Annotated in this window: 19 protein-coding genes, 1 tRNA gene and 1 pseudogene; 6 read left to right on the forward strand and 15 right to left on the reverse strand. The window is 65.5% G+C overall.

What is annotated here, in order from left to right:
- Window positions 1–239: 239 nt before the first annotated feature.
- The 3 genes from trhA to FRC98_RS11620 form a co-directional block, all read right to left on the reverse strand.
- On the reverse strand, window positions 240–995 hold the full coding sequence (gene trhA / locus FRC98_RS11610; RefSeq protein ID WP_230467527.1) for a PAQR family membrane homeostasis protein TrhA: 756 nt from the start codon (window positions 993–995) through the stop codon (window positions 240–242).
- Window positions 996–1,107: 112 nt separating this feature from the next.
- Entirely contained in the window at window positions 1,108–2,028 is a 921-nt protein-coding gene (locus FRC98_RS11615; protein ID WP_146981591.1) for a CE1 family esterase, read from the reverse strand.
- 264 nt (window positions 2,029–2,292) lie between these two features.
- Window positions 2,293–3,720 (reverse strand): YecA family protein, encoded by a 1,428-nt coding sequence (locus FRC98_RS11620; RefSeq protein ID WP_146981592.1) that lies wholly within the window; start codon window positions 3,718–3,720, stop codon window positions 2,293–2,295.
- Window positions 3,721–4,088: 368 nt separating this feature from the next.
- Here FRC98_RS11620 and FRC98_RS11625 point away from each other — a divergent pair, with 368 nt between their 5' ends.
- The gene (locus FRC98_RS11625) at window positions 4,089–5,639 is read left to right on the forward strand and encodes an FAD-dependent oxidoreductase (protein ID WP_146981594.1); all 1,551 of its coding nucleotides are present in this window, start codon (window positions 4,089–4,091) and stop codon (window positions 5,637–5,639) included.
- Between the two features lie 57 nt (window positions 5,640–5,696).
- Here the strand turns inward: FRC98_RS11625 and FRC98_RS11630 are convergent.
- Window positions 5,697–5,770: transfer RNA gene (locus tag FRC98_RS11630), tRNA-Arg, on the reverse strand.
- A 70-nt stretch (window positions 5,771–5,840) separates the two neighbouring features.
- Entirely contained in the window at window positions 5,841–8,003 is a 2,163-nt protein-coding gene (locus tag FRC98_RS11635; RefSeq protein WP_146981595.1) for a L,D-transpeptidase family protein, read from the reverse strand.
- 193 nt (window positions 8,004–8,196) lie between these two features.
- Here FRC98_RS11635 and FRC98_RS11640 point away from each other — a divergent pair, with 193 nt between their 5' ends.
- Window positions 8,197–8,754: an isochorismatase family protein gene (locus FRC98_RS11640; RefSeq protein WP_146981597.1), complete on the forward strand. Its 558-nt coding sequence runs from the start codon at window positions 8,197–8,199 to the stop codon at window positions 8,752–8,754.
- A gap of 17 nt (window positions 8,755–8,771) precedes the next feature.
- On the opposite strand, the gene FRC98_RS11645 is transcribed toward FRC98_RS11640, so the two are convergent.
- The 7 genes from FRC98_RS11645 to FRC98_RS11675 all read right to left on the reverse strand — a co-directional run bounded on the left by FRC98_RS11645 (window position 8,772) and on the right by FRC98_RS11675 (window position 16,879).
- Window positions 8,772–10,034 carry a glycosyltransferase gene (locus FRC98_RS11645; RefSeq protein WP_146981598.1) on the reverse strand — a complete coding sequence of 421 codons (1,263 nt, stop codon included), beginning with the start codon at window positions 10,032–10,034 and terminating at the stop codon, window positions 8,772–8,774.
- A gap of 6 nt (window positions 10,035–10,040) precedes the next feature.
- A complete protein-coding gene (locus FRC98_RS11650; protein ID WP_146981600.1) occupies window positions 10,041–10,874 on the reverse strand; it encodes a glycosyltransferase family 2 protein in 834 nt (277 codons plus the stop codon).
- 93 nt (window positions 10,875–10,967) lie between these two features.
- Window positions 10,968–12,035, reverse strand: a complete 1,068-nt coding sequence (locus tag FRC98_RS11655; RefSeq protein WP_146981601.1) for a murein hydrolase activator EnvC family protein — start codon at window positions 12,033–12,035, stop codon at window positions 10,968–10,970.
- A complete protein-coding gene (locus FRC98_RS11660; protein WP_146981603.1) occupies window positions 12,032–12,943 on the reverse strand; it encodes a permease-like cell division protein FtsX in 912 nt (303 codons plus the stop codon). Before FRC98_RS11660 ends, FRC98_RS11655 begins: the two co-directional genes overlap by 4 nt.
- Window positions 12,937–13,596 (reverse strand): ATP-binding cassette domain-containing protein, encoded by a 660-nt coding sequence (locus FRC98_RS11665; protein WP_146981605.1) that lies wholly within the window; start codon window positions 13,594–13,596, stop codon window positions 12,937–12,939. The genes FRC98_RS11660 and FRC98_RS11665 overlap by 7 nt, the downstream gene beginning before the upstream one ends.
- A gap of 53 nt (window positions 13,597–13,649) precedes the next feature.
- Entirely contained in the window at window positions 13,650–14,375 is a 726-nt protein-coding gene (locus tag FRC98_RS11670) for a RomY N-terminal domain-containing regulatory protein (RefSeq protein ID WP_146981606.1), read from the reverse strand.
- 158 nt (window positions 14,376–14,533) lie between these two features.
- The gene (locus FRC98_RS11675; protein ID WP_146981608.1) at window positions 14,534–16,879 is read right to left on the reverse strand and encodes a LemA family protein; all 2,346 of its coding nucleotides are present in this window, start codon (window positions 16,877–16,879) and stop codon (window positions 14,534–14,536) included.
- A gap of 297 nt (window positions 16,880–17,176) precedes the next feature.
- Here FRC98_RS11675 and murI point away from each other — a divergent pair, with 297 nt between their 5' ends.
- Window positions 17,177–18,025 carry a glutamate racemase gene (gene murI, locus FRC98_RS11680; RefSeq protein WP_146981610.1) on the forward strand — a complete coding sequence of 283 codons (849 nt, stop codon included), beginning with the start codon at window positions 17,177–17,179 and terminating at the stop codon, window positions 18,023–18,025.
- 3 nt (window positions 18,026–18,028) lie between these two features.
- On the forward strand, window positions 18,029–19,171 hold the full coding sequence (locus FRC98_RS11685; protein ID WP_146981612.1) for a PEGA domain-containing protein: 1,143 nt from the start codon (window positions 18,029–18,031) through the stop codon (window positions 19,169–19,171).
- Window positions 19,172–19,229: 58 nt separating this feature from the next.
- Here the strand turns inward: FRC98_RS11685 and FRC98_RS11690 are convergent, their stop codons facing one another.
- Complete coding sequence (locus tag FRC98_RS11690) at window positions 19,230–20,111, reverse strand: class II glutamine amidotransferase domain-containing protein (protein WP_146981613.1); 882 nt, start codon at window positions 20,109–20,111, stop codon at window positions 19,230–19,232.
- 163 nt (window positions 20,112–20,274) lie between these two features.
- Here FRC98_RS11690 and FRC98_RS11695 point away from each other — a divergent pair, with 163 nt between their 5' ends.
- Together FRC98_RS11695 and mtnC are read left to right on the forward strand one after the other, a co-directional pair.
- Window positions 20,275–20,526 carry a hypothetical protein gene (locus FRC98_RS11695; RefSeq protein WP_146981615.1) on the forward strand — a complete coding sequence of 84 codons (252 nt, stop codon included), beginning with the start codon at window positions 20,275–20,277 and terminating at the stop codon, window positions 20,524–20,526.
- Window positions 20,527–20,578: 52 nt separating this feature from the next.
- Window positions 20,579–21,325 (forward strand): acireductone synthase, encoded by a 747-nt coding sequence (mtnC, locus tag FRC98_RS11700; protein WP_146981617.1) that lies wholly within the window; start codon window positions 20,579–20,581, stop codon window positions 21,323–21,325.
- Between the two features lie 75 nt (window positions 21,326–21,400).
- Here mtnC and FRC98_RS11705 read toward each other — a convergent pair whose 3' ends face one another.
- Entirely contained in the window at window positions 21,401–22,456 is a 1,056-nt protein-coding gene (locus FRC98_RS11705) for a hypothetical protein (protein ID WP_146981618.1), read from the reverse strand.
- A 330-nt stretch (window positions 22,457–22,786) separates the two neighbouring features.
- A pseudogene (gene rpoC / locus FRC98_RS11710) lies at window positions 22,787–26,887 on the reverse strand (DNA-directed RNA polymerase subunit beta'); the annotation flags it as partial.
- Window positions 26,888–26,930: the final 43 nt, after the last annotated feature.

The raw sequence follows: 26,930 nt of genomic DNA on the forward strand, positions 1-26,930 counted from the left end.
GCGCGCCGCTCGTTGTCTGATCATCCATCATCAACTCCCTGATCAAGACGACTAAGTATACATAATGACTAAATATTGTCAACTCTGCTGCAAATGTAAGGAGCGCAGCGCCCCGAGCATTCCCCACGCTCATGGCCTGGCGAGGCGCTCAAACCCACCCTCACCCGGGTCTCATCAGAGCGCTTCGCACCGCGTCGAGAGGCACGTCCGGCCCTTCATCACGCGCCACCCCGGCTACCTTAACCCAGCACGTAAAACAGAATCGCCAGGAAGTGACACACGCTCCCCCCGAGCACAAAAAGGTGCCAGATGGCGTGATTCAAAAAGAGGCGCTCCCACACAAAGAACGCCACCCCCGCGGTGTAAAAGAGCCCTCCGCCAAAGAGCAAAAACACCCCTCCCGGCTCCAGGGCCAGCCACAGGGGTTTGATCGCAAAGACGATGGTCCACCCCATCAGCAGATAGAGCGCCAGGCTCAACCCCTCAAATCGCCCGAACCAGAAGAGCTTGATCGTCACCCCCAGCAGAGCCAACGACCAGATCACCCCCATGATCGTCCAGCCCAGCGTGCCCTGCAGCGTCACCAGGGCAAAGGGGGTGTAGGTGCCGGCGATCAGAAAGAACACCGCGCAGTGATCGAGCACCTGCAATGCGCGCCGCACCCGCGGCTGAGTCACGCTGTGGTAAATCGTGGAGGCCGCAAAGAGCGCCACAAGCGTCAGCCCGTAGACCAGCGCGCTGACAATCTGCAGCGCCACGCCGGTGGCCCAGGCGCTGACCATCAACACCACAAAACCCACAATCGCCGCGCCCAGCCCGACGCCGTGGCTGACGCTGTTGGCGATGTCTTCCGCGCTGAAGATCTCGGTATGGGCGATGCGCTCGCGCGCATCGCTGATCTTATCTGCCAGCTCTTCGAGCTGTGATTCACCCTGCTTTGATTCTCGCCCCACCTTCACGCCCATCGTGTTCCTATCGTACGGATTCGTGCTCATCGCCTGCCTCCCCCCCTGTCGCGCTCGACGGTGAGGATCCCACATCCCCTCCCCGTCGCGCAAATATCCCCCCTCAAACCTGTCAGCTCTTGCGTCCTATCCCCACAACTTCTCAGCGCTGCTCAAGCAGAAAATCGACCAACGCCCGCTTCCCCACCGTGCTCAGCGTCGGGTTATGCTCGGCACCTCGCATCGACCAGAGCTCAACGCTCGCGCCCGGCTGACAGCCCTGCCAGCGCTCGACCTCGGTCTCCGCGCCGGTAACCCCGAGCACCACATCGACCGCCTCGCCAGCCACAGCCTCCTCACAGCCCTGAAGACCCGCCCAGCGCGCGGCGACCTCCTCCGCCCCCGGATAACGCTCGCCACTGAGCGCTCCGCCGCCGTAGGGAATCACCTCGTCCTCATCGCCGTGCACATGCAGCACGCTGACGGGATGGGTGGGCTGACACGCCTCCGGATCGGCATCCACCGAGCCGGCCACCACCGTCACCGCGCGAATACGATCGCTGAGTTCACAGGCCATCCGGTACGCCATAAAGCCGCCGTTGGAGTGTCCCATAAAATAGATCCGCTCCGGGTCGACGGCCAGTCGCGCGCTGACCTCATCGATAAGCGCGCTGAGGTAGGCCACATCGTCAACGCCGCTGTCGGCAAAGTCGCAACAGGCCTCGGTGGCGTTCCAGTAGCTAAGATCGCCGGCGCCGACCGTCCCCGGCGGCAGCACCGCGATAAACTCCCGATCATCGACCATATCGCTCAGCCCCAGAAAACGATCCACCCAGCCCGGCGACGCCGAAAAGCCGTGCAGCGCGATCACCAGCGGCCAGCGACGCTCCACCGAATAATTCGCGGGCAGCGCCACCGTCGCCGCGCGCTCCCCACCCAGGGGCTCACTTCCATCCCACTCCGGGGCATAGGGTGGCCCCTGCTCTTCAATGACCACGGGCTCATCGGCCTGCTCGGTCCCGCATCCAACCCAGGTCACACACGCCGCCGCAACCGCCAACCACCACATCGTTCGAACTTGCACTCTGCGCCCTCACTCAAATCAACCGAACCTCACCCTCGACGAGAAGTCCTCGAAGTCCTGAAAGTCATAGCGCAGCCGCGCCAATGCTTCCACTTCGGGGCACACCTCCTCCGCGACGACGCGACATCGGGCACACCAAATCGGGCTTTTGCGCCCCCCCATCTTCGCCACATCGCCCGGACAAGCCCCCCCCATCGCTCGTCGGGCATGGACCGCCGGCGTGGCGTCTCCCCGGCAGCGTGTCGCGCTCGGTGGAGCGCCATCTCAGCTCATCGCCTCCGCGCGCGCGCAACATCGTTTGTACTTACGCCCGCTGGCGCAGGGACAACGATCGTTTCGACCGGGCGTCTCCTTCGTCTTGGCGGGAGCACGAGAGGAGAGCCGCATCCCCAGATGCTCCAGCCATGCCAACCCGACAAAAGGGGCCCAGGAAGGCTCATTGCGCACCAGGTCTGCCGGTGGATACAGATCCGCCGCGCGGGCCTGCGCCAGATAAGGAAGCGCCTGAGCAAGGTGGTAGATGGTTGTATTCCCGCCCTGACGATCGAAGAGCATCAGATGATATGCCGCCAGCACCTCGGCATCATTGGGCGTCTCCGGCGTGCCGCTCAAGCCCTGAGCTGTCTGAACTTTCCTCGCCTCCGCGTACTGGAAACGCGCGCGTCTTAGATGCTCTTCTCGCGCCTCTTCCGGGGATTCCAGCACCGGCAAGAGAATCCGACTGAGGATCAACTCGATTCCCTGATTCTCACTGACCTTTTCGCCGCTGTTACACGCGGCGGATTCCCACGAACGAAACAAGGCCACAAGCGCTTGATGGTACTCAGGATGTCGCAACGCGATGACCGTCATCACCATCGCGTAGTACCCCTTTTTACCGGCATCCTCCCAGCGCAACGCCTTCATAAGGCGCGGCACCATCACGTCCGCGTAGGCCGCAGCGCACCAGAGAGCGCGCAACGACACCCCGAAGAGCATCTCCGCATAGAGCACAAAGAGGTTCAACTCCACTAACTCTTCGGCTCGCTGCGTCTCGCGAAACACGATTTCCAGCTCAGCGGCATTTGCTGCGTGAACCACCGTCAGATGGCTCAAGAAAAAGAGATCTTCCCAATACTCGCGCAGGCGCTTCTCCAACGCTGGAGACATCTTGCGGATTCGGCGAGCCTTCGAGCCCAGACGCAGCGAGAGGCCTTGAAAGCCTCGTGCCACCTTACCTGAGCATTGAGTCAGGGAGGGGTAGAGTTCTTCGCTACAAAGCGCCGCGACCAGACGAAACTCCTCAAACGCCTCCCGCGAAAGGCAGTGGCACGCCTCACGCGCCGTACGAAACACCCGCTTCGGGACAAGGTCGGAGTTCACCACCTTGTCGCACGCCTCCCGCATCTGCTCCAGATACCCATGCAGTCCCACTGTCCGCGCTCGCTCCAGCACGTAGAGCCCCCGCGGCTTCATCCCGGCCCCCAGACAGGTCACAAAGGTCCCGCCCCGGGTGACCACTACATGAGGGCCATCGGGCTCGTCGGAGAGTGCGAGCGCAACGCGCTCAAACTCCGGGGGGATATGCATGCCATCGAGATACGCACGCACAAAATCGGCGTCGTAGTAGAGCTTCAACGCCAGCTCTTGCTCCTCGCCATCGACACGTTCCAACCGCTCCAGAAAATGCACCTGATGACCGGCGTGGTTCATCACATTGCCCTCCGCTGCAACGACTGCTTTTTGTGAGTTGTGCGCTCACTCTACCCCCACAAACGCCTCGCTGACAAATCGAACTCGACATCCTCCGGTCACCCTCAAGGCACACGGTGATGCGCGATCAACGAGCAGTCGTCGCCCCCGAATCCACGTTTTCTACGGCACGACGCTGAACATGTGCACCCTGAATAGGTGTGCAACTTTTTTTCTTCCTGCCCCTTGACGGGCAGGTCGGCGGCCTAAGGTTTCCCCTCACTCCGCGGGACTCTGCGCGTCAGCGCTTCGGGTTCGTATCGTCACAGCGAGCGATGCGCCCCCCGCGATAGCGATGCCGATGACCACCGACTTCAAAGGAGTATGTGATGGCAGGACAAAGCGATGTCTCAGGACCCGATCTCACGCAGGGCATCGCCCTGGCCGACCTCACTCCAGACTCCCCGGTGGTCGGCCACGTCGGTGACGATGCGGTCGTGGTGGTGCGAAAGGGCGAGGAGGTCTTTGCGATTGGTGCGCGCTGTTCGCATTATGGCGGCCCGCTGGAAGAGGGTCTTGTGGTGGGCGACTCCATCCACTGCCCCTGGCACCACGCCGCCTTCAGCCTGCGCACTGGCGAGTCGGTCAGCGCGCCGGCTCTCACCGGCACCGGGTGTTATCCGGTGACCCTGGAAGACGGCACTGTGCGTGTAGGCCCCAGAAAAGACGCCGCTGAGCCTGCGGCCCGGGGTGAGGCGCTGCAAAGCATCGTGATGGTGGGCGCCGGCGCCGCCGCCGCTGCGGCCGCCGAGCTGCTGCGCCACGAAGGCTACCGCGGGAAGATCGTGATGATCGGCGCCGAAGAGAGCGGCCCGGTCGACCGGCCCAACCTCTCCAAAGATTATCTGGCCGGCGAAGCTCCCGAAGCGTGGATCCCCCTCGGCGGCGACGAGCGCTGGAACGAGCTCGACGTGCACCTGGTCACAGGCGTCGAAGTCAGCGCCATCGATCGCGACGCTCAAACAGTGCGCACCGCAACTGGCGAGAAGTTCGCTTATGATGCGCTCCTCTTCGCTACCGGCGCCGAGCCCGTGCTCCCGCCGATTGAGGGGCTCAGCGAGGTTGACCACTTCACCCTGCGCTCGCTCAACGACACCTCCCGCATCATCGAGGCGGCCGAAGCCGGGCAGCGCGCGCTGGTCGTTGGCGCGGGCTTCATCGGTCTGGAGGTCGCCGCCTCATTGCGCAACCGCGAGCTCGACGTCACCGTGGTCGCTCCCGACAGCGTTCCTCTGGAGAAGGTGCTCGGCAAAGAGCTCGGGCGCCTCGTCCAGAAGACCCACGAGGCCAACGGTGTGAACTTCCGTCTGGGCCGCACCGTCGAGCGCTTCGCCGAGGGCAAAGCCCACTTAAGCGATGGAGACACCCTCGACTTTGACTTCGTGGTGCTCGGCACCGGCGTGCGCCCCCGCGTCTCGCTGGCCGAAGAGGCCGGCCTCAACGTCGACAACGGCGTGGTCGTCGACGAGAACCTGCGCTCCAGCGATCCGGCCATCTTCGCTGTCGGCGATGTGGCCCGCTTCCCCGAACCTTCATCCAACGCACCGGCGCGCGTGGAGCACTGGGTGCTGGCCCAACGCCTGGCCCAGCGCGCCGCCCGCGTGATACTCGACCTGCCGGTCGAGCCCCTGCTGCTCGTTCCCTTCTTCTGGAGCCGCCACTTCGATCTGAACCTCAAGTACGTCGGCCACAGCACCGACTACGACGACATCGTCATCCGCGGCGATCTCGACGAGCGCGACGCCATTGTAGGCTACCTGAAACAGGGGCGCGTCGAAGCCGTCGTCACCCTCGGGCGCGCCCGCGAGAGCCTGCGCGCCGAGCAGGCTTTTGCCGAAAAGGACCAGGCTACGCTGAAGTCCTTGCTCAAACTCGACTAAAAAAAATCACCCCCGTGCCGGAATCCGGCACGGGGGTGATCTAAGTGTATCGCGTGATGCGCAAGGCGGGATTCGAACCCACGACCTCTGGCTCCGGAGGCCAGCGCTCTATCCAGCTGAGCTACTCGCGCAATTCAACCTACGAACAGGCGCAAACTAGGTGAAACCCACGGCAGCGTCAACCTCAAACGCCCCCGGCCATCAGGGGCCGAAGTCGCTTCCAACGCCCTCGGGCTGCTCCTCGCTGCCCTCCAGCTCGACCTCCTTCGGGGCGAAGCGTGAGGAGCAATCATCAAAGGCCTCCGGGTCCTCGGAGCTGCGTCGTGCGTCATCGCGGTAGATGTCGGCCAGAAAGTTCGCGTAACCCTCATCATCGATCCACACCGTGTAGTACTCGGTGATCACCGGCAGTTGGTTCTCAAACTCAATCTTTCGAGTTCGTCCCGAGGCGATGGTCTCATTCACATCGACGTCGCGTCCGTCGTAGTTGGCCAGAAAGCGAGCCAGCTCCACCGGCTCCTGCACCCGCACGCAACCCGAGCTGTAACCGCGCACCGGGTACTCAAAATAATGCTTCTGGGGGGTATCATGCAGGTAGGTGTTGTGTTCGTTGGGGAAGATAAACTTCGCCACACCGAGGGCGTTGTTCGGTCCGGGCTTCTGGCGCACGGCTTCGCCGCTGCCCAGCTGCAGCACCTCGTAGCCCTCTTCCTCGTAATAGTCGGGGTTCTCCTGAACCTTCGGCTCAAGCGACTCCCGCACAAGGCGAGGCGGAACGTACCAGGAGGGGTTGAGGATCATATGTTCCATCGGCGCCCACTGCACCGGCGTGGCGTTGGGGTAGACCCAGCGGCCCGTCTCCCGATCGCAGACCCGCTTGTTATTGCCCACGACCACCCGAAAGCGCATCTTGCGCTCCCCGCCCACATATACCTCGGCGTGAAAATCGGGGATGTTCACAAAGATGAAGTCTTCGTCGCCGTCGAGGTGCGTCTCGCGCCAGCGCTTAAGCGTCAGCTCCATCTGCGCCAGGCGATCTTCGGCGCTCACATTGAGGCTTCGCCACACCCCGGGCGTGGGCTCTCCTTCGGTGCGGAACTGGTGGGTCTGGCGGTAATGGCGCATCGCTTCAATGAGCTCGGCGTCCATCACCTTCGGGTCGACCTCATCCAGCGTTTCGGCGCCGCTACCTTCAGCGGCCACGGCGATCGCATCGGAGACCGACGCCAACACAACCTCTTCGATCGCCTCGACTTCCTCTGCCGCCTGCGCCACCTCAGCGGCCGCCTCAGCAGGCGAGGGCTGCGGATACCCTTCGCGTTTGAGGCGCTCGCGCAGCACCTCCACCCACACGCTCCGATAGCCCTCCTCCAGCGGCACCTTACGCACCCGTTTCCAGCCGCCCTCCTCCACGATCTGCCGGTAACGCTCGGTCGCCTCAAAGAGCGCCCGGTACTGCGGATGATCCGGCTCCAACCCCTCAAACACCGACGCGACCTCGGCGGCATCCCCGGCCTGATAGAGCGCCTGAAGGGTGCGCTGCATCCTCCCCAGAATGAGCTCCGTGGAACCCCCCGCGTCGCGAAGATCGCGCCAGTCCAGGCGATTGAGGTTGGCGTGGCGCATCTCCCGGGCGTAGCGCAGCGCGGCGTCGGCCACATAGAGCTCGAGTTCGGCGCGCAACGCCGCCGGCTGCGCAATGGCTTCGGCCCGCGCGTTCACAAACTCCTGCACGCGGGCCAGCCCGCTGCCCCCGCGAATCAACGCGCGCTCTACAATCGGTCCCTCCAGGTCCCCCTGCTCCTCTCCCAGCTCGTCGACGGCCGCCACCAGCGCTTCGACCTCGGCCGGGCGCAGCGAAAAGGTCTTCGCCTCATCCGAGGCTTCGGCCGCAGGCGCCGCGGCTTTGCCATGGCGCGCCAGCAAGGCTTCGATCCGCGCCAGCCCAAACTCGCTGTCATCCATCGCGTGCAGCTCCGCGCGCTGCACCTGCGCAAGCACCGCCTCACCAACTTCACTGAGGCCGTCTTCGTCGCTCAAAAAGGGCCAGAGCTCCCCGTCGATGTACTCCCGCTGAAAGACGGTGGCATAACGCAACCCCGAGACAACCCGCGCAGCAAAGGGCCGGGCCGACTCATGCGCCACAAGCTCCTCCACCGCCTGGCGAAGCGCCTGCTCACGGGCCGCCTGTTCCAGCACCGGCCCCAGGTCACCCACCCGCTCCTCGACCAGCATCCGCGCCGACTCCACCGGCACCGGCACGTCGTTGACCTGGCCATCGTCGCCGCAGGCCGCAAACACCAGCGCGCACGCTCCAGCCAGCGCCCACAGCCGCCACTTCCCCTTGATTTGAGCTCGCTTCACCACCGGGCACCTTCTGCCAACCACCAGGCGCGGACTTGTCCGCAGCCTCTTGAACCTCTAGCCTTTGCCCCACCCCTCGTCGGCTCAGACCCTAACAGACCTGAGCACGTTGCCCAAGAAATCCCCCGTAAAATCCCGTCACAGCAACGCGCCAAACAAACGCCTTATTGCCCAATAAATTCAAGGACTTACCATGAGCGACATCTATTTAAGCGCGCAGACCAGCCTCCTGGTGATCGATGTGCAGGAGCGCCTGCTCAAAGCGATGCCCCAGCCCGAAATGGAGCGCTGCCTCCACGCCACCAAAACCCTGGTGGAGCTCGCCGCCGAGATCGGCGCGCCGATCGTGTACACCGAGCAGTACCCGGCGGGCCTGGGCCCGACCGAAGCCTCGCTCCTCGACACGCTGCAAAAGGCCGGTGCCGAGCGCGTCGAGAAGATGAGCTTCGATGCCTGCTCCGCCCCCGACTTTCACCGCTTCCTGATCGAGCTTCCCAAACGGATTGTCGTCTGCGGCATGGAGGCGCATATCTGCGTGCAGGCCACCGTCCGCGAGCTGATCTACCGCCGACACCAGGTCGTGGTGCCCTTCGACGCGGTCATCAGCCGCCGCCTGGAGAACCGCGACAACGGCCTGCGCGTCATGGAGCAGAGCGGCGCCATCATCTCCAACTACGAGACGCTGGTCTTCGATGCGCTGCGCAGCGCCGAGCACCCCGCGTTCAAACGTTTCTCCAAAATGGTGCGCTGAAGCCCGCCGCGCGCAGCTTACATACCGGGCTCATCCTCCCAGAAGGGGTGCTGCGGATCCTCCAGCCAACGCTCCCAGCGCGCGCCGTACTCGGACCATCGCAGCGCCCCCACGCGCTGGCGGCTGGCCTGGCGCAGCGCTTCAAATCGCGGCGAGTCCTCGGCTTTGAGCCGGGCTGCAAGCTGCAGAGCGGCCCGCAGCCCGGCATCCGTGCTGGCGACCTGCCAGGCGGGCTCCTCCAGCCAGCGGCCCACCCCGGGCACCTCTCCGACCACCGGCACCGCCCCCACCCCGGCGGCCTCCAGCAACGAGACGGGCAGCCCCTCATGGCGCCCTCCATTGAGGCGCCTGGAGGGCAGAAGAAACACGTCGATCCCCTTGAGGAATGCGGACTTCCGCGCTCCGCTGACATGTCCCAGAAAAGCGATGCCCTCGCCACCCCGCGCCTCCAACCCCCGGCGCTCCGGCCCATCGCCGGCGATCTGAAGCACCACCTCCACTCCGGCCGACCGCAGCTCTCGGACCACCGCAATCGCCCGATCCACGCCCTTGATCGGCACCAGCCTCCCCATAAACCCCACCCGCAGCGTCGCTGGCGATGGAGATGGGGCGTTTCTTTCGTTGTCGACCTTGCTTTCGTCGCCATGCGCTCGCTGCACCTGAAGATCCGGCGCGTCGTAGCCCATCGGCGCCACCACCACCGATCCGGCCTGGAGAGGATCGCCGGCCAGCTCGCAGAGCCTCCTGGCAAGTACCTCGCTGCTCATCGTCACCGCTCCGACCAGCACCTCGCCAGCCAGCGCACGCGCCAGCTTTGGCGGCAAGCGCCCCAGCGCGTGCACCCCACCCGAATGCCCCACCACCACCGAGGGCACGCCCGTAATGCGACCGAGCATCCTGGCGAGCAACCCGCCCGGAAGCACCCAGTGCCCCACAATGCGATCCGCACGCTCTGTGCGCAGCTCCTGCAACCCGGCGGCCAGCATCGCCCCGAGAGCCGGCACCATCAGGGCGGCCAGCGCCGGCGACTTCTCCAGGTTTTCCGGACCACCCGCCCCGAAAAACAAACGCTCCCAGGCGCGCGGCGCGTAAGGCACAAAATGCACCCGCACCCCACCCACCTCGCGCGCCGGGCCCGGCGGCACACCCTCGCCACGAAAGCACAGCACCCGCACGCGATGCCCGCGCGCGGCCAGGCTCTCACACCAGCGCGCCACAAAGGCGCCCGCCCCATCACCCTCAAAACGCGGGTAGCTGCTGGTCACCACCAGAAGGTTCATCGGCGCTTACTCGGCCGCCGCGGCCACGTCATCCCAACGCCCCGTCTCAGCCCCCGCGGCGGTAGAAGCACCGACGTCGGGGCGCAGCGTCACAACCTCTCCGCGCGGCGCATCGGCGATCGAGAGGCGACGCACGCGCCGCATCGCTCCCCGCAAGAGAATGCCGCTGATCGGCACGATCACCTTCGATATCTTCAGCCCGGAGACTTCATCGGCGTAAACCGGCCGCACCACCGGCTGAATTACCCGGGCACCTCGCTCGGCCAGTCGAATCAGCATGTCGTTGGGGTAGCCGTAACGCGGGTACAGCTCGCCGAGCGGCAGCGCCTTGAGCATCTGACGGCTGATGGCCGTGTAGCCACACTGCGTATCCTCCAGGCCCTCGAGTCCGCTGACCAGGCTGGTCAGCCGTGCCAGCACGGCAGTCCCCGCGCGACGCAGGGGCGGCATTTTCGCGATCTCGGGGTGGCGCAGGCGGTTTCCCTTCACATAGTCGGCCCGCCCCTCCAGCACAGGCGAGAGCACCGCCGGCAAGTCCGCCGGGTCCATCTGATCGTCGGCGGCCATCACCACGACCACGTCCGCCCCCAGCTGCAGCGCGCGCTCATAGCCCCGCACAATCGCGCGCCCCACCCCCTGGTTAAAGCCCAGGCGCACCACGTCCACCCGGGCCTCAACCCGGGCCAGCGCCGCGGCCACCTCAAAAGTGCGGTCCGGGGAGCCGTCATCGACCACGATCGCGTGGTCGATAAAGCCAGGGAGCCCCGCCAGAGTGCGCGGCAAGATCGTCTCTTCGCAATAAGCCGGCACCACCACGGCGACGCGTTTTCCTTCCAACATCTCAACCTCAATGGCCGCAGCACCAGGGGCACGTCGCGGCGATATACGGGGCGCTCCTCGGGGTCAAACGCCCGAGCAACGCCCGCCAGCTCGTCAGCGGGTCACAAACCATGGCGAGGGATCGACGGGGCGCCCGCGCTCGCGCAACTCAAAATACAGCCCCGGCCCATCCAGCCTGCCGCTCTCACCGGAGGTGCCCAGCACGTCGGCCCGCCCTACGCGCTGGCCAACCTCCACCTCGATGCGCTCCAGGTGGGCGTAGAGCGAGTGGTAGCCGCCGCCATGATCGACCATCACCAGCAGCCCGTATCCCACAAAACGCTCGGCAAAGACCACCAGCCCTTCCGAGACCGGGCGTACATCGGTGCCCACCTCCACCTCGTAGGTCAGGCCGGTGTGGCGCACCGTGCTCTGGGTGCCCTTGAGCTTTCGCGGCCCGAAGGGGTGCGTCACCGGCGCGCTCACCGGCGGCACCAGCGCGCCCTTTTTGCGATGAAAGTCCGCCGTCGAAGGGTTCTCGGGCATCGTATCGCCGGCGTCCTCCAGGGCCTGCGCCGCCTGCACGTAGGCCAGGTTGAGCTCGCCGCCGCCCTGATGAAGCGCGCGCTCAATCCACAGGGAACGCTCGCGCTTTCGCGCGGCGATCAACGCCTGCTGTTCGGCAATCGCCACATCGAGTCGGGTGCGCCAGGTCAAAAGCTCCGCGCCGCGCTCCACCCCGCGGGCCAGCTCCCCGAGCGTATCGAGCTCGTCTTTAAGGGTGGCCATCGCCGCCGGCTCACTCAGCTCCAGCAGGCGTTTAAAACGGTCGGCGCGCGCCGGCGTCTGCCACACTGCCTGACGGGCGACCTTGCGCGAAGCCCCGTCCCATGCGGCCTGGCGGGCGCTGATATCGCGCCGCATCCCCCGGGTGGCCCGCCACACCGCGTGCTCATCGGCCATCACCAGATCGCCGCTGGCGTCGAGCGCGCGGGCCTGCGCCTGCTGGCGCTCCAGCTCTTCATCGAGCGCGATCGCCTCGCGCTCGCGCGCGTCGAGGCCCTGCAGCCAACCCGCCGACGCCCCGACCACCGGCGACGAGGCGCCAGCGGTCGAAGCCACCAGGAGCGCAACGAGCGCAGCGCCCGTCAGCAGACGTACAGAAAAGCGACGTGTCGTCATGGCAGCCTCCAGTCCAGCAGGGGGCGCAGCGCGCCTTCGGCGCGGTCGGCCTGGCGAGGACGGCGCAACGCCCACCCGAGCAACGCGCCCAGAAGCGCGCCGCCGCAGATCTGGGCGACCATCACCGGGACGGCCGCCGCCGCGCTCAGCGTCGCATCGACGAGCAGGGGTTGCAGCGCGGCGCTGAGCGCGCTCAGCGTAAGCAGCGTGGCCGGGGCTGCCAGGGCGCCGGCCGCCGCGCCCAGCACAAGCCCGCGCACAAGCGTGGCGCGGCCGAGCGCCACGCGCGAGGCTCCGAACTGCTCCAGCATCGCCTGCTCGGCGCGCTCTTCTTCACGAAGTCGCCACAACAGGCCGCCCAGGCCCATCAGCGCGCCCAACAGCGCCAGCGCCCACCCCACCCACACGCCAACGCGGATCGCTCGCCAGGCGGCCATCGCCTCCAACGCCTGCGACTCAGGCAGATCCACGGCCACAACCTCATCGCGAACCTCCAGCGCGGCGACCTGGGCCGCCAGCGCCTCACTGCTCTGCCCCAGCGCCGAAGGCTCCACCTCCAGCACTACCGGCAAAAGTGAAGCATCAAGCCCCATCTGGCGAACGTCCTCATCGCCCAGCCGCTCGCGCAAAAGCTCCATATTCTCGTCAGGAGAACGCCGATGCACCTGAGCGACTCGCGACCAGCCCTCCACCTCGGCGATGAGCGCGTCGAGCTGTGCGCTCTCCGGCTGCCCCTCCACATAGATCGCCGGCCAGTACTGCGTCGCGGCGCTCTGTTGGGCGCGCTCCAGCTGCCAACTCCCCAGCGCGAGCACCCCGCCCAGGCTCAAAATGGCGGCCAGGCCCAGGAGCACACACGCCGTCCAGGTGCGCCGTTTGCTCAGCGCCACAAGCGGACTTCTCAGCATAGCGCCGCCTCCGGCGCCACCGCATCCAGGCGCAGCACCTCCCCGCTCGACGAGCGGCTCGTGGGGCGACGCCCCAGCACCACCACCGCGCTTCCCCGCTCTTTGAGCTGCCACAACCAGGAGAGCACACGCCCCCGCCAGGCCGCCTCCATCGCCTCATGCACCGCGTCGATCACCACGAGCTTCGGGTCGCCCACCGTGGCCATCATCACGCCCACCAGCATGCGCTCCTGGGCGCTGAGTTCCGCGCCCGGCACGTCGCGAAGATGTGCGATCCCCAACCCCTCCAGCACCGCCTCGGCGGCCGCCAGGGCGCCGGCCGCCCCACCACGCGCGACCATCGGCAACACCGCATGTTCCACCACCGTACGCCCGGCCAACACAGCAGGCCACTGCGCACACCCGCCGATCTCGCGCCGCACCGCACTCAAGCCTGCGCGCCCCACCCGCTCCAGGTTGCGCCCGGCCACCACAAGCCGCCCCGAAGAGGGCTGGCTCATCAACGTGATCACCTCAAACAGCGCGCTCTTGCCGCTGCCCGCCCCGCCCACAACCTCGGCCCACTGCCCTCGCTCCACACGCCAGCTCAGCGCGCGCGCGCCACCGCGCCCCTCACCACCGGTGGGAACCCTCACGTCATACAATGCGATCATTTCTTGAGTCTTTCCCCGGGATTCACCCGACGATGCCGCGCGTCAGCCCGCGATCATCCCCCGATGAACGCCTCCACAAGCTCGGTCAGCGAGAGGTCTTCATCGATCGGATCGAGCCCGTCATAGGCTTTCACCCCCGTGGAGGGAAGCTCCGCACCGCGCGCCCGGGCAAGCCCCGCCTTGAGCTCGCTGACGTTAAAACGCCCCGAGAGCTCACGCCCACGCTTCGGCTGAGGCTTCTCGGCGGCCGGCGAGCTCACCACCTCGGCCTGCTCCAGAATCTCGGAGACCTCGCCCTCATCGGCCACCGCCGTGCTGGCCTCCTTGAGGTTGGCCAGCTTGTCTTTGAGCTGCGAGAGCCCCACATGGCTCTCCCCGCCCAGCTCCTCCAGCGCCTCGACCTCGCCCTCCTCCACCGCAAGGGCCGCCGCCGGCACACGCTCCTGGGAGGGGTTGAAGACCTCGGTCTTCGCCTCCACATCCTCTTCACCGGCGTCTTCGAGAGGCTCCAGCCCCACCATATGGTCGTATTCGCCCGAGAGCAGCTTCTTGTAGAGGGTGCGGTGGCTGGCCTGCATCGCGCTCTTGATCTTCTTGTCGCGCGTCTTCCCGCTCAACCCCTCCACTAGCTCGGTGTAATTGGTGATACGCGTATCGAGGATCGCGCCCCCATGAAAGAGCTGCGTCTCAATCGTATCGGTGCTCGCCCCGCGATCTTCGGTCTGAATGTGGAACGTCTTCCCGCGGTGCTCCACGTCGTTGTTATAACCAATCAGCATGCAGGACTCCGACCTCAGTAAGGGCGCCGCCACAGCGGGCGCGGCAAAGGTTGACTCCGGAAAATTAACACAGGCCCCGGGCGCTGAAAACCACCACGCGCCCGGCTCACCCGCGATGTGTTCACCCGCGATGGGCTCACCCGCAACCCGGGCACATCTCAGAGAGACGCCTCACTCCCGGAGCCCGGCACTTCGCGCCCCTCCCACAACAGGCGCGGCTCAAAGCCCAGCGGCCCGGCCACCACCTTCTGCGGAAAGGTCTCCCGACGCGTGTTGTAGAACGTCACCGCGTCGTTATAGCCCTGACGCATCAGCCCCAGCTCATTCTCCACGTCTTTGAGGCTCTGGCTGAGCTGATCGACGAGCTCCTGGCTCTTAAGCTCGGGGTAGGCCTCCACAAGCCCCATCACCCGCTGCGAGAGCACCTCTTCTTCCTCGGCGACCGCCTCCAGCCCCTCGCGGCTCTTGCCCAGCTTCTCGCGCCGCGCCCGCGCCGAGGTGACCGCTTCGAGCAGCCCGCGCTCATGCTCCATATGGCCGCGCACGACCTCTTCGAGCTTCGAGATCAGGTCAAAACGCTTCTTGAGCGACACCTCGATATTGGCCCAGGCCCGGTCGGCGCGCAGACGCATAAAGATCAGATCGTTGTACAAAAAGATCACCGGCAAAATCAGCGCCCAGGCAAACACCGCCGTGGCCACCCCCACCAGCATCAGTGGCGAGAAGATCGTGATGAGCCCCAGCGCACTGAGCGCCATGCCCATCAACGCCACAAGCCCCACGGCCACAAAGGCCGTCGCCCGCCGGAACTTCGAGCGCTGCACCCGCCGCTCACTCCAGGTGCTGATAATGTAGGGCACATCCTTCTCCCCCCGTGTCACTTGCAGCGAGGTATGCGTCTCAGGGTCGATGGTCGCCGTGCCCAGCACATAAACCTCATCACCCTCATCAATCCGGTGGTAGTGCGTCTCTTCCTTACCCTGCTTACGCGTCTCCACATGGTCCGAGAGGATCTCGGCGCCGTGCACCTCCACGAGCACCTTGCCGCTCTCATCAACGCAGTAGAAAGGCACCGCCTCGTAGGTCTTCCGATCAAAGCCCTTTTTGATCTTGCCCTTATGGTCAATCGCGCTGTCGTAGGTCTCCCCGCCGATGGCCCAGGCCACACAGGGGCGCTTCTCCACCGGCGACTCCAGCGGGCCGTACTCCGGATGCAGCGCCACACGCCCTTTCACCTCGGTGGGGCCATAGCTCACCCCGGCAACCGGTGGCGTGGGCAGGTTGCGCGAGATCCGCAACCTCTTAAGCTCCCGCAACCCGGCGTAGCTGAAGACCAGCATCAAAAGCGTCATCAACGCCCCGCCGCCAAGCCCCGCCCCCAGACCCAGCCCGCGGCGCCAGCCCCGCTCCACCTCGGGCTTCAGCGCCTCTTCAGCCTCACTGAGCGCGACCTCCTCAAACCAGGGGTAGCCCAGGGCCATCGAGAAAAAGAGCTCCGGCGGCCGGCGCTGAAAAAGCCGCGCCTCATCGACCGCCGAGCTCACATTGACGCGCATCAACTCCACCCGGGCGCGCTCCCCGCGGCTGAGCCCCTCAAAAGGCCCCGCGCTCAGGTTCCAGGGCTCCTCCCAGTTAGCCTCCCAGCCCCGGGCCGAGCTCCCCATCATTTTGCGGATTGAGGTCTCCGCCGACTGCTTCGCCCGCGCCACCTGCGCGGCGTTGGCCTCCAGCTCACCCACGGTCAGCCGCGCGCCAAAGCCCAGCAGCGAGACCAGCACCCCGAGAGTGAGCACCACCATAAAGCCGCCCACTGAGACCAGCCCGATGCCGTTGAAGAGGCTCCACAGCCCCAGCACAAGCAGCAGCAGACTCACCAGCAGCAGCGCAAAACTTCCGCCCGAAGCCAGCTCGCGCGCAGCCTCGGCACCGCCGGCAACCACCCGCAGCGGCAGCTCTTCGCCAGCCTCAAAGACCACCTGCAACGCACTCCCGGAGCGCTTGACCACGCCCTCGATCAGCGCCTCATCGCCCACCTCCAGGCAGAACTCCTCGACGCGATTGTTGCCCCGCTGCTCCTCATACACTTTGGGCACAACGTACTGCGGCGCATCGCTGGCCACGACCTTCAACTCACCGGTCGCATCGCGCAGCGTGAAGTTCGCCTTTTGCACCTCGGAGCCGGTGCGACGCCACTCGTTCTTCTTGCCGCGTCCGCGACGCTCAAAGGTGTCGGTGCGATGGTACACACAGCGCCCCTCATAGCCGGTCGCCGAGAACACGTCGCCCGCAGCCACCACCTCGCCAGTGAGCCTGGCCGGGCCTTCAAGCGCGCCACCCAGGCGCTGCTCCACCATCCGATCGATCGCCCGGGCGGTCTCCAGCTCCGAGAAGCTCGAGAGGGCCACCAGCACCGAGAGCCCCATCAAGATCGGGCCCAACACCAGCATCACCAACTTTGTCTTCAAGCCACCGGGCTCACTTCGGGTCGTCGCGTCATCGCTCACAGGTACTCCTGGTGTAGCGTTCATCGCGGAGCGCCGGGCCGGGCCATCTGCCAACATCGCCCGACACACCGCCTCGTCGCACCATCCATTCTGCAGGGCACTGAACCTAGCCCGCCCGATCGCCTCCATCAACCCCCACGCGCTTCCACGCCCGACCTCCACCCCGTGTTTGCCCGAGCTCACCGGGCACGCGCCACATCCCTCCCCCGAAAAAGCTGGTCAGCTGCCCGCTGCCCGCTTATCGTGCGCCCCGAGACGTGTCGCCTTTTGCGGACCACTTAAGATCGGAACCCACCCATGAACCCACAGGCCCAACGCCCCATCGGCGTCTTCGACAGCGGCGTCGGCGGACTCACCGTCATGCGCGCGCTGGTCGAGGCGCTGCCTCACGAAGATCTCCTCTACCTGGGAGACACCGCGCGTGTCCCTTACGGAAACCGCGGCGCCGAGACCATCCGCCGCTACGCGCTCAACGCCGCCCGCCAGCTCGTCGGCCACAACATCAAGGCCCTGGTCGTGGCCTGCAACACCGCCACCGCCTACGCCCTGCCGGCCCTCCAGGACGCCCTGGAGATCCCCGTCTTCGGTGTGGTCGACCCGGTCGCCACCCTGGCCGCGCGCCGCTCCGCCGGTGGCCACATCGCCATGATCGGCACCCGCGCCACCGTGCGCAGCAACAGCTACACCCGCGCCCTGATGAATCTTCGGCCCGACGCCCACGTCCACCCCATTGCCTGCCCGCTCCTTGTGCCCCTGGCCGAGGAGGGCTGGACCGAGGGTCCGGTCGTCGAGCAGGTGCTTCGCCACTACCTCGAACCTCTGGCATCCACCCCGGTCGACACCATGATCCTGGGCTGCACCCACTACCCCCTCTTGCACGACGCCATCGCCTCGGTCGCCGCCGAGGTGATGCGCCGCCCGCTTGAACTTCTCGACAGCGCCTCGGCCACCGCCACCGCGCTCCGAGAGACCCTGGCTGCCCTCTCTTTGCACACCCCTTCGACCGACCCGGGCTCCCACCGCTTCCTGCTCACCGATCTTCCCGAAGGCTTTGTCGAGACCGCCTCGCGCTTCTTCGGCCAGTCCGTCGCCGAGCGCTGCGAACACGTCGACATCATCGACTCCTTCGCCACACCCCACGGTTAAGCTATGGCACACCTTCGCTCCTACCTGCTGGCCATCGCCGCAACGCTCGCCACTGCGCTGACCTTAAGCGCGGGCTCCACCGCCCACGCCCAGGTCGTCGCCGGCCTCAAAACCGACTACGGCCCCACCGTCGACGCCCCGCTGCGCGAGGCCCTCAACGAGGGCATCCTGGACGCTTTTGACCAGAACTCCCTCTACAGCTACATCCCCGCCGATCGCGTGCGCTCCCAGCTCAACCCGGTGGTGCGCGACTGCTTCACCGCCGACTGCCTCATCCGCGCCGGAGAGGCCACCGGCGCCCAGGCCGGCCTGCGACTGATCGTGCGCGAAGAGGGCCAGATCTACGACTGGTCGCTCGAGATCTTTGAGCTTCAGGAGGGCACAGCCCTCGTCGAAGATCGCGGCGTCTGCGAGCTCTGCGGCCGCGCCGAGGTCGTCAACCAGGTGCGCACCGCCATCATCGCTAACCTGGCCACCCTCGACCTCAATGATCGCGGCGCCCCGCCCCGCGCCGAAGCCCTCGACACCGGCTCCGCCCCGGCGGCCGCGCCCGGCCAGAAACGCCTGCGCATCAGCGTGGTGCCCGCCGACACCCGCATCCTCCTCAACGATGAAGAGGTCGGCCAGGGCGAAGTCACCCTGGAGGTTGAGCCCGGCCAGCAGGAGCTTCGCTTCGCCTCGGAGACCCACCGCGACCTGCGCGAGACGATCATCGTCAGCGAGTCCTCCCCCGAGCTCATCATGCTGCGCGTGCACTTGAGCGGCGCCCCCGCCCCCCAGCGCATGGTGGTCACCCGCGGCGACGGCTTCGTCGACCACATCGAAGACAAGCGCCTGGCCTACGGCTGGGCCGGCGTCGGCGCCGGCGCCCTCTTCACCGTGGCCGGCATCCTGCTCATCGCGCAGGACGGCGAGCCGACCTGCGAGGAGGGAACGGCCTATTCGCGCTGCCCCACCCTCTACAACACCGCGCCCATGGGCGTGACCTTCACCGTCCTGGGCACCACCGCCATGGCCGCCGGCGCCGTGCTCTTAACCTGGCCTCTACTCGCCGGCGAAGCCGAAGAAGCCGACCCCGTCAGCCTCAATGTGGGCCCGGCCATCGGCCGGGGCTTTGCCGGATTGCGCTTCAACGGGCGATTCTAACCCTTTGATTCAAAAGGCATTTTGGCCACATCCAAACAAACAACCTCCCCGCGCCCCCTTAGCCCCCACCCTTGAGCAACGCCGACATGGGGGCGCGACCCACCTCCCAGCTCTCATCGACCCAGAGCGCCTGACCGGGCTCCACCTCCTCCCAGCCCGCCCCCACCCCGGAGGCCAGCTCCGGGGCCTGCGCGCTGGTCACAAGCACCGCCCGAAATCGCTCCCTCGCCACACGCTCCACCCGCTCGCGCGCGCGCCGATCTTCGGGCGCCTCCAACCCCTCGACCACCTTGATATACAGCGGCTCTTCGAGCGCCAGCGCGATCAACCCCCGGTCGCGCACCGCCACCGCCGCACCCTGCCCGCGGGCTCGCTTACCCTCTTCCCCCTCACCATCTTCTCGCGCGCGCAACACCCGGCGCGCGCCCGTCAGCGCCAGGGCCATCGCCCGGGCCGCCTCCCGCCAGCGCTCCCGCTCCGAGCTTCGCTTCCAGGCGCGCTCCATCTCGGCGTAGGCCGATAAAAACATCACCTCCGCCAACGCCCTACCTCCCAGCCGCTGGCGAAGATGCTCGGGCACCCGCTCGCGCAACGCCGCGTACGCCCCCTCCTCATCCGGCCCAAAACCCTCCTGCACCCACACCCAGGGGCCGGCCCGAAAGGGCTGCAGGGAGCTTGCCGGAAGTCGCCCCTCAACCCGCGCCCGCACATGCGCCACCACCGCGCGGCTGGGCACATCTGAGAGCAGCGCGCCCATCTCCACCCCGGCCGCGCGCTTCCCGGGCTGCTTGCGCACCAGCGTGCGCCCTCCCTGCGCCCAGGCAAGCCCCAGCCCGGCGCGCTCCTCGGGCGCAATCTGCCCGAGCACCGTTTCACACCCCGCCATCAGCTCGCCACTGAGGCTGTCGTCACTGCAAACGTACGCGAAAAGTTGTCCCATCGCTGACTCCCGGGCCACGTCCCCGCCAACTCGCCACTCTTCTAAAGATGCGCATCACATCCAGCCTGCCCAGCCCGAAGCTGATGACAAAGCCCGCGCCCTGTGGAATTCTCCCCTCTCCGCGCCCCCGAGCGCGCGCTCCTTTTTTTGACGGGAACCCCCGATGCGCCCTGCAACCCCACGTCGTTTCAGCAGCCTGCTCGCGCTCGCCAGCGCCCTGCTCACCGCCTGTTTTGTCAACGGCGGGCAGCCCTACACCACCTCCGATGAGGCGCGCCCCCCCGCCGAAATCGCCCGCGAGGCCTGCGCCCGCGGCGATCTGGCAACCTTTAAGACGATGGCCGCGCGCAGCGCCGACACCTCATTGCAATGCCCCGACACCGCCCACGCTGAATCCGAAGCGTCGGCCCCCTGATCTGCAAAATCCGATCTGTTTAATCATCGAACATACCACGTTGGAAGATCCCATGACCCAGCTCCCCTACCGCGCCGTCCTCCTCGACATCGAAGGCACCACCACCCCGGTGACCTTCGTCTACGACGTCCTCTTCCCCTACGCCCGTGAGCGCGTCGCCGAGTTTTTGAAAAATAACCTCGAAAACCCCGAGGTTCAGCGCGACCTTGAGCTCTTGCGCGAGCAGGCCCAGGAAGACGCCGCCGGCGACTTCCCCACCGCCCCGCAGATCCCCACCGACGCCGCCGCAGACGCACTGGTTGAGGCCGCCGTCGCCAACATCCACTGGCAGATGGACGCCGACCGCAAGACCACCGCCCTCAAATCCCTCCAGGGCAAGATCTGGAAAGACGGCTACGCCGCCGGCACGCTTGTGGCCTCGGTCTACCCGGATGTCTTCAACGCCCTTCGCCGCTGGCAAGAGCTCGAAATCCCCGCCTACATCTACTCTTCGGGCAGCATCGCCGCCCAGAAACTCCTCTTCGGCCACACCGAAGAAGGCGACCTTCGCCCCCAACTCGCCGGATACTTCGACACCACCACCGGCCCCAAAAAGAACGCGCAGAGCTACCTGGACATCGCCCACCTCATCCACCAGGCCCCCGAAGACGTGGTCTTTGTCACCGACAACCTCGATGAAGCCATCGCCGCGGCCGACGCCGGCATGAAAACCCGCGTCGCGCTGCGCCCCGGCAACGCTCCGCTTCCGGACCACGACCACACAACGCTCACCACCTTCGACGCCCTCTTCGAAGACTGAGCTTCGTCACAACCATCAAAAAAAGAGCGCCGGGATCACTCCCGGCGCTTTTTTCGTTCAAAAAACCCTCGTTAGTTACGGTGCGCCTGGATCTTCGCCGCCGGGAGTCTCACCGGCCGGAGCATCACCCGCAGGAATATCACCGGCCGGAGCATCACCCGCAGGCATATCCACCGCCGGCGCCGAAGTCCCCAGCGGAAGATCCGTGCCCAGACGCCGCGCCTGCCACTCCACCTCTCCCGAGGTCAAAAGCCCGCCCACAAACTCCGAGACGCCGGCGTGCGCCCGCACAAGCCCGCTATCGACCGGCTGACCGCTGACCTCCGCCACCGCCGCCGAAGGCCAGTAGCCGTAATGCGAGAGCGTCTCACCCGCCAGATTGGGCATCGGCGCGACAAGACCCGCCACACCCAGAATCGAGATCCCCAGCACCCAGTGCCGATACGCCCCGCGCTGCACCAACTTCTTCAAGATCGCCGGAATCCCGAACACAAACATCGTGACCACTGCCGCGATCAACCACCCGGCCGAGATCCACGCGGCCAGAAAAGCCCCGAGCACCCACCAGAAGATCATCGCCGGCCCGTACCACAACGCCACTCGCCCCACCCCCCGGGCGGCCCGCTGCCCGAAACTACGCCCGCCCTCGGCCTTCATCTTCGCTTCGGCTTTGGCCTGCTTCTCGGCGGCCTTCGCATCCTGAGCGGCCTGACGCTCGGCCTCTTTGGCCGCCGCCGCTTCGGCGCGCGCTGCTTCCTTCTCCTGGCGCTTCTGCTCGCGACGCTCCTTCCAGCTCAACTTCTCTTTGCCGTCCTTACCCTTCGCCGCGCCGGCATCTTCGGGCTCATCGGCCAGCACCAGATCGCTCTCTTTGGCCAGCTTCTCAAACTCCGCCGCAAAAGGATCTTCGGCCCGCTCGGCCGTCGCCGTCTTCACCTTCGCCGTGGCCCGCGACTCCGCATCGTCTTCCAGCGAGGCCAGAAACGCCTCCAGATCCTCATCGCCCCCATCACCGGCATCGGCCGCCGGCGCCTTTTCGCCCCCACCGCCTCCCGAAGACGCACGCCCCTCCAGGTCGCGCAGCAACGCGGCGTATTCATCGTCGTTCAACTCGTGATCTTTATCGCTCATCGTCGCTCCTCAGCTTCATTCGGCCCCTGCCTCAAGGCACAGCCCCCTTCAAAACTACGGATCTTCTCGCCAGCATCAACCGGCCACACGCGCCCGACGCCCCGCTCCCTCAAACACATCAACAAAGCGGGCGGCTCACCCCTTCCTTCCTGCAGCCCCCGCCATGAACAAAAAACGCCGGCGGCGGCCCTCACTCTCAAGGTCCGCCGCCGGCGCGTCAGGCTCTCAGCACCCGGGCTCTACGCCCGGGCCGTGCAGCTCAGGGAGCGATCACTCCCCGGCGGCCATCTCTTCGTCCAGCGTACCGAAGCGACGGCGAATGTCTTCCGGAAGCTCCTCAGGCGAATCCACCTTGTGGCGAAGCTTCTGGTACTGGGTGGCGCCGGTACCGGCCGGAACCAGGCGACCCATGATGACGTTCTCTTTCAGGCCGCGCAGGTGGTCGACCTTGCTCGCAAGCGAGGCCTCGGTGAGCACCTTGGTGGTCTCCTGGAAACTCGACGCCGAGATGAAGCTCTCGGTCGAGAGCGAGGCCTTGGTGATCCCCAGCAGGAGATCCTGACCCACCGCCGGGCGACCGCCCTTCTCCACGAGCTTGCGGTTGACCGCTTCAAACTCCGAGCGCTCCACCTGCTCATCGGTCAGGAAGTCGCTGTCGCCAACTTCCACGATGCGCACCTTACGCAGCATCTGACGCACGATAACTTCGATGTGCTTGTCGTTGATGCCGACGCCCTGAAGTCGGTAGACCTCCTGGATCTCATCGACGATGTATTTTGCCAGATCCTTGCGGCCCTTGACCTTGAGGATGTCGTGGGGGTTCTCCGAGCCCTCCATCAGCGCCTCACCGGCACGCACGCGGTCCCCTTCAAGCACGGTAATGTGCTTGTTCTTCGGGATCTTGTACGCCTTCTCCTCACCCACATCCGGGGTGACGATGACGGTGCGCTTGCCCTTGGTCTCGCGACCGAAGGAGACAATGCCGTCGATCTCGCTGATGATCGCCTGCTCTTTCGGCTTACGGGCCTCAAAGAGCTCGGCAACACGGGGCAGACCACCGGTAATATCCTTGTTCTTGGTGGTCTCACGCGGGACCTTCGCCAGAATCTGACCCGGCTCCACAGGCTGCCCTTCGTTGACGAAGAGCGCCGCGCCGGCGGTCAAAAACTGCGTCGAGAGGACCTTGCCGCCCTTCTTATCTTCGCGAACGACGATCTTCGGGCGCACGCTGGAGTCGCGGCTCTCAATGATCACCTTACGCGAGAGACCGGTATCGGCATCGACGCGCTCCTCCATGGAGACGCCTTCGACGATGTCTTCGTAACGCACCAGACCGGCCACATCGGTGATAACCGGCGTCGCGAAGGGTTCCCACTCCGCAAGCGTCGCGCCCTGCTCGATGGCATCGCCGTCGCTGAAGTAGAGGCGCGCACCGTAAACCAGCGGGTAGCGCTCACGCTCACGGCCCTCATCGTCCACAATCGAGACCTCCCCGTTACGGGTCATCACGATGTTGACCTTGGTGCCGTTCTCATCGCGCTCGACCAGACGCACGTTGACCAGCTTGACCTTACCGCTGAAACGCACCTCGTGGGCGGACTGCTCAACGCGAAGCGAGCTAATACCACCGATGTGGAAGGTACGCATCGTCAGCTGGGTACCCGGCTCACCGATCGACTGCGCGGCGATCGTGCCCACCGCTTCACCGACGTTGACCAGGCGACCGCGTGCAAGGTCGCGACCGTAGCAACGCACACACACGCCGTTTTCAGACTGGCAGGTCAGCGTGGAGCGCACGCGCACCTTCTCGATGCCCGCGTCTTCAATCGCCTCGGCCACGTCTTCTTCGATCGTGTCGTTGGCATCGACGAGCATCTCGTCGTTATGATCCCAGACCGGCTCCAGCGCCACACGACCCAGCAGGCGATCCTTCAACGACTCGATCACCTCGCCGCCCTCATAGAGCGCGGTCAGGTCGATGCCGTCGAGCGTGCCGCAGTCAAACTCGATGACCACGCAGTCGTTGGCCACGTCGACCAGACGACGGGTCAGGTAACCGGAGTTCGCCGTCTTCAGCGCCGTATCGGCCAGACCCTTACGGGCACCGTGCGTCGAGATGAAGTACTCGAGAACGGTCAGACCTTCACGGAAGTTCGCCGTAATCGGCGTCTCAATAATCGCACCGGAGGGCTTGGCCATAAGACCGCGCATCCCGGAGAGCTGACGCATCTGCTGGGCCGAACCACGCGCCCCGCTGTCCGCCATAATGAAGACCGGGTTGAACGACTTGCTGACTTCTTCGGCCCCGGTGAGCTTGTCGACAAACTTCTGCGTCGAGATCTCCTGCGACATCTGGCTGGCGACCTCTTCGGTGGCGTTGGCCCAGATATCGACGACCTTGTTGTAGCGCTCACCGTCGGTGATCAGACCCTCGGTGTACTGCGCCTGGATCTCGTTGACCTCTTCGCGCGCCGCGTCGACCACCGTCCACTTATTACCCGGGATCTCCATATCGCCGATCGAGACGGAGATGCCCGCGATCGTCGCATAGGTGTACCCGATGGTACGGATGGCGTCGGCCACAAGGACCGTCATCTTGTTGCCCGCCAGGCGGTAGCAGGTGTCCACGACGTTGGCCAAAGCCTTCTTGGTCAGCGAGCGGTTCACCAGCGAGAAGGGAAGCTCATCGGGGATGATCTCGTAGAAGAGCACACGACCACAGGTCGTCTCCACGATCTCACCCTCGTGACGCACGCGGATCTTGGCCAGCAGATCGAGCTGACCGGCATCATGCGCCATGCGAACTTCTTCGAGGTTCGAATACAGACCGGCGATCGGGCGGCCCTTCTCATCTTCGCGGTAGCAACCGCGCGCGAAGGGGCGCTCGCTGGTCATGTAGTAGCAACCCAGGACGATATCCTGCGTCGGCACGATGATCGGCCCGCCGTTGGCCGGCGAGAGGATGTTGTTGGTGCTCAAAAGGAGCACGCGTGCTTCCATCTGCGCTTCGAGCGAGAGGGGCACGTGCACGGCCATCTGGTCACCGTCGAAGTCGGCGTTGTACGCAACGCAGACCAGCGGGTGAATCTGAATGGCCTTACCTTCAATAAGCACCGGCTCAAACGCCTGGATGCCCAGACGGTGAAGCGTCGGCGCGCGGTTAAGCAGCACCGGGTGCTCCTTAATCACCTCGTCGAGCACGTCCCAGACCTCCGAGCGCTCCTGCTCGACCATCTTCTTGGCGCTCTTGATCGTGGTGACGTAACCCTTCTCTTCGAGACGGTTGTAGATAAAGGGCTTAAAGAGCTCGAGCGCCATCTTCTTGGGAAGACCGCACTGGTGCAGCTTCAGCGTCGGTCCGGCCACAATAACCGAACGACCCGAGTAGTCGACGCGCTTACCGAGGAGGTTCTGACGGAAGCGGCCCTGCTTGCCCTTGATCATGTCCGAGAGCGACTTAAGCGGACGCTTGTTCGGACCGGTGATCGTCTTGCCGCGGCGACCGTTATCAAAGAGCGCGTCGACCGCTTCCTGGAGCATCCGCTTCTCGTTGCGGATGATGATCTCCGGGGCGTGCAGGTCGAGCAGGCGCTTGAGACGGTTGTTGCGGTTGATCACCCGGCGGTACAGGTCGTTGAGATCGGAGGTCGCAAAGCGGCCCCCGTCCAGCGGCACCAGCGGGCGAAGATCGGGCGGAAGCACCGGGATAACGTCGAGGATCAGCCACTCCGCAAGGTTCTGCGAGTCGCGCACCGCTTCGACGATTTTGAGGCGCTTGGCAATGCGCTTGCGCTTGGCCTGGCTGGTCGCTTCTTTCATCTCCGCGCGCAGCTCTTCGGCGATGCGCAGGATGTCGAGCTCGGCCAGAAGATCCTTGATGGCGTCGGCGCCCATGCGCGCCTCAAACACATCGCCGTACTCTTCGAGGTACTGCATGTACTTCTGCTCGGAGAGCACCTCACCCTTGGTCAGCGGCGTAAAGCCCGGGTCGGTGACGATGTACGCCACGCAGTAGAGGACCTTCTCCAGATCCTTAAGCGTGATGTCGAGCAGGTTGCCGATACGCGAGGGCAGGCTCTTCAAGAACCAGATGTGCGCCGTCGGCGTGGCAAGGTTGATGTGGCCCAGGCGCTCACGACGCACCTTGGACTGGATCACCTCCACACCACACTTCTCACAGACCACCCCGCGGTGCTTCATGCGCTTATACTTGCCGCAGATGCACTCGTAGTCTTTGACCGGGCCGAAGATCTTGGCGCAGAAGAGGCCGTCGCGCTCCGGCTTAAAGGTGCGGTAGTTGATCGTCTCGGGCTTTTTAACTTCGCCGTGACTCCACTCGCGGATCTTCTCCGGGCTGGCGATTCCAACCCGAATCGCGCTGAAGCTTAACGGGTCTTTGGGCTTTTCGAAGAAGCTGAAGATATCTTTCAAGGTACCCTCCTTCAGGGACTCAAGAGGTACATACGATCATCGT

It is taken from the genome of Lujinxingia vulgaris (assembly GCF_007997015.1).
Classification (GTDB): Bacteria; Myxococcota_A; Bradymonadia; order Bradymonadales; family Bradymonadaceae; genus Lujinxingia; species Lujinxingia vulgaris.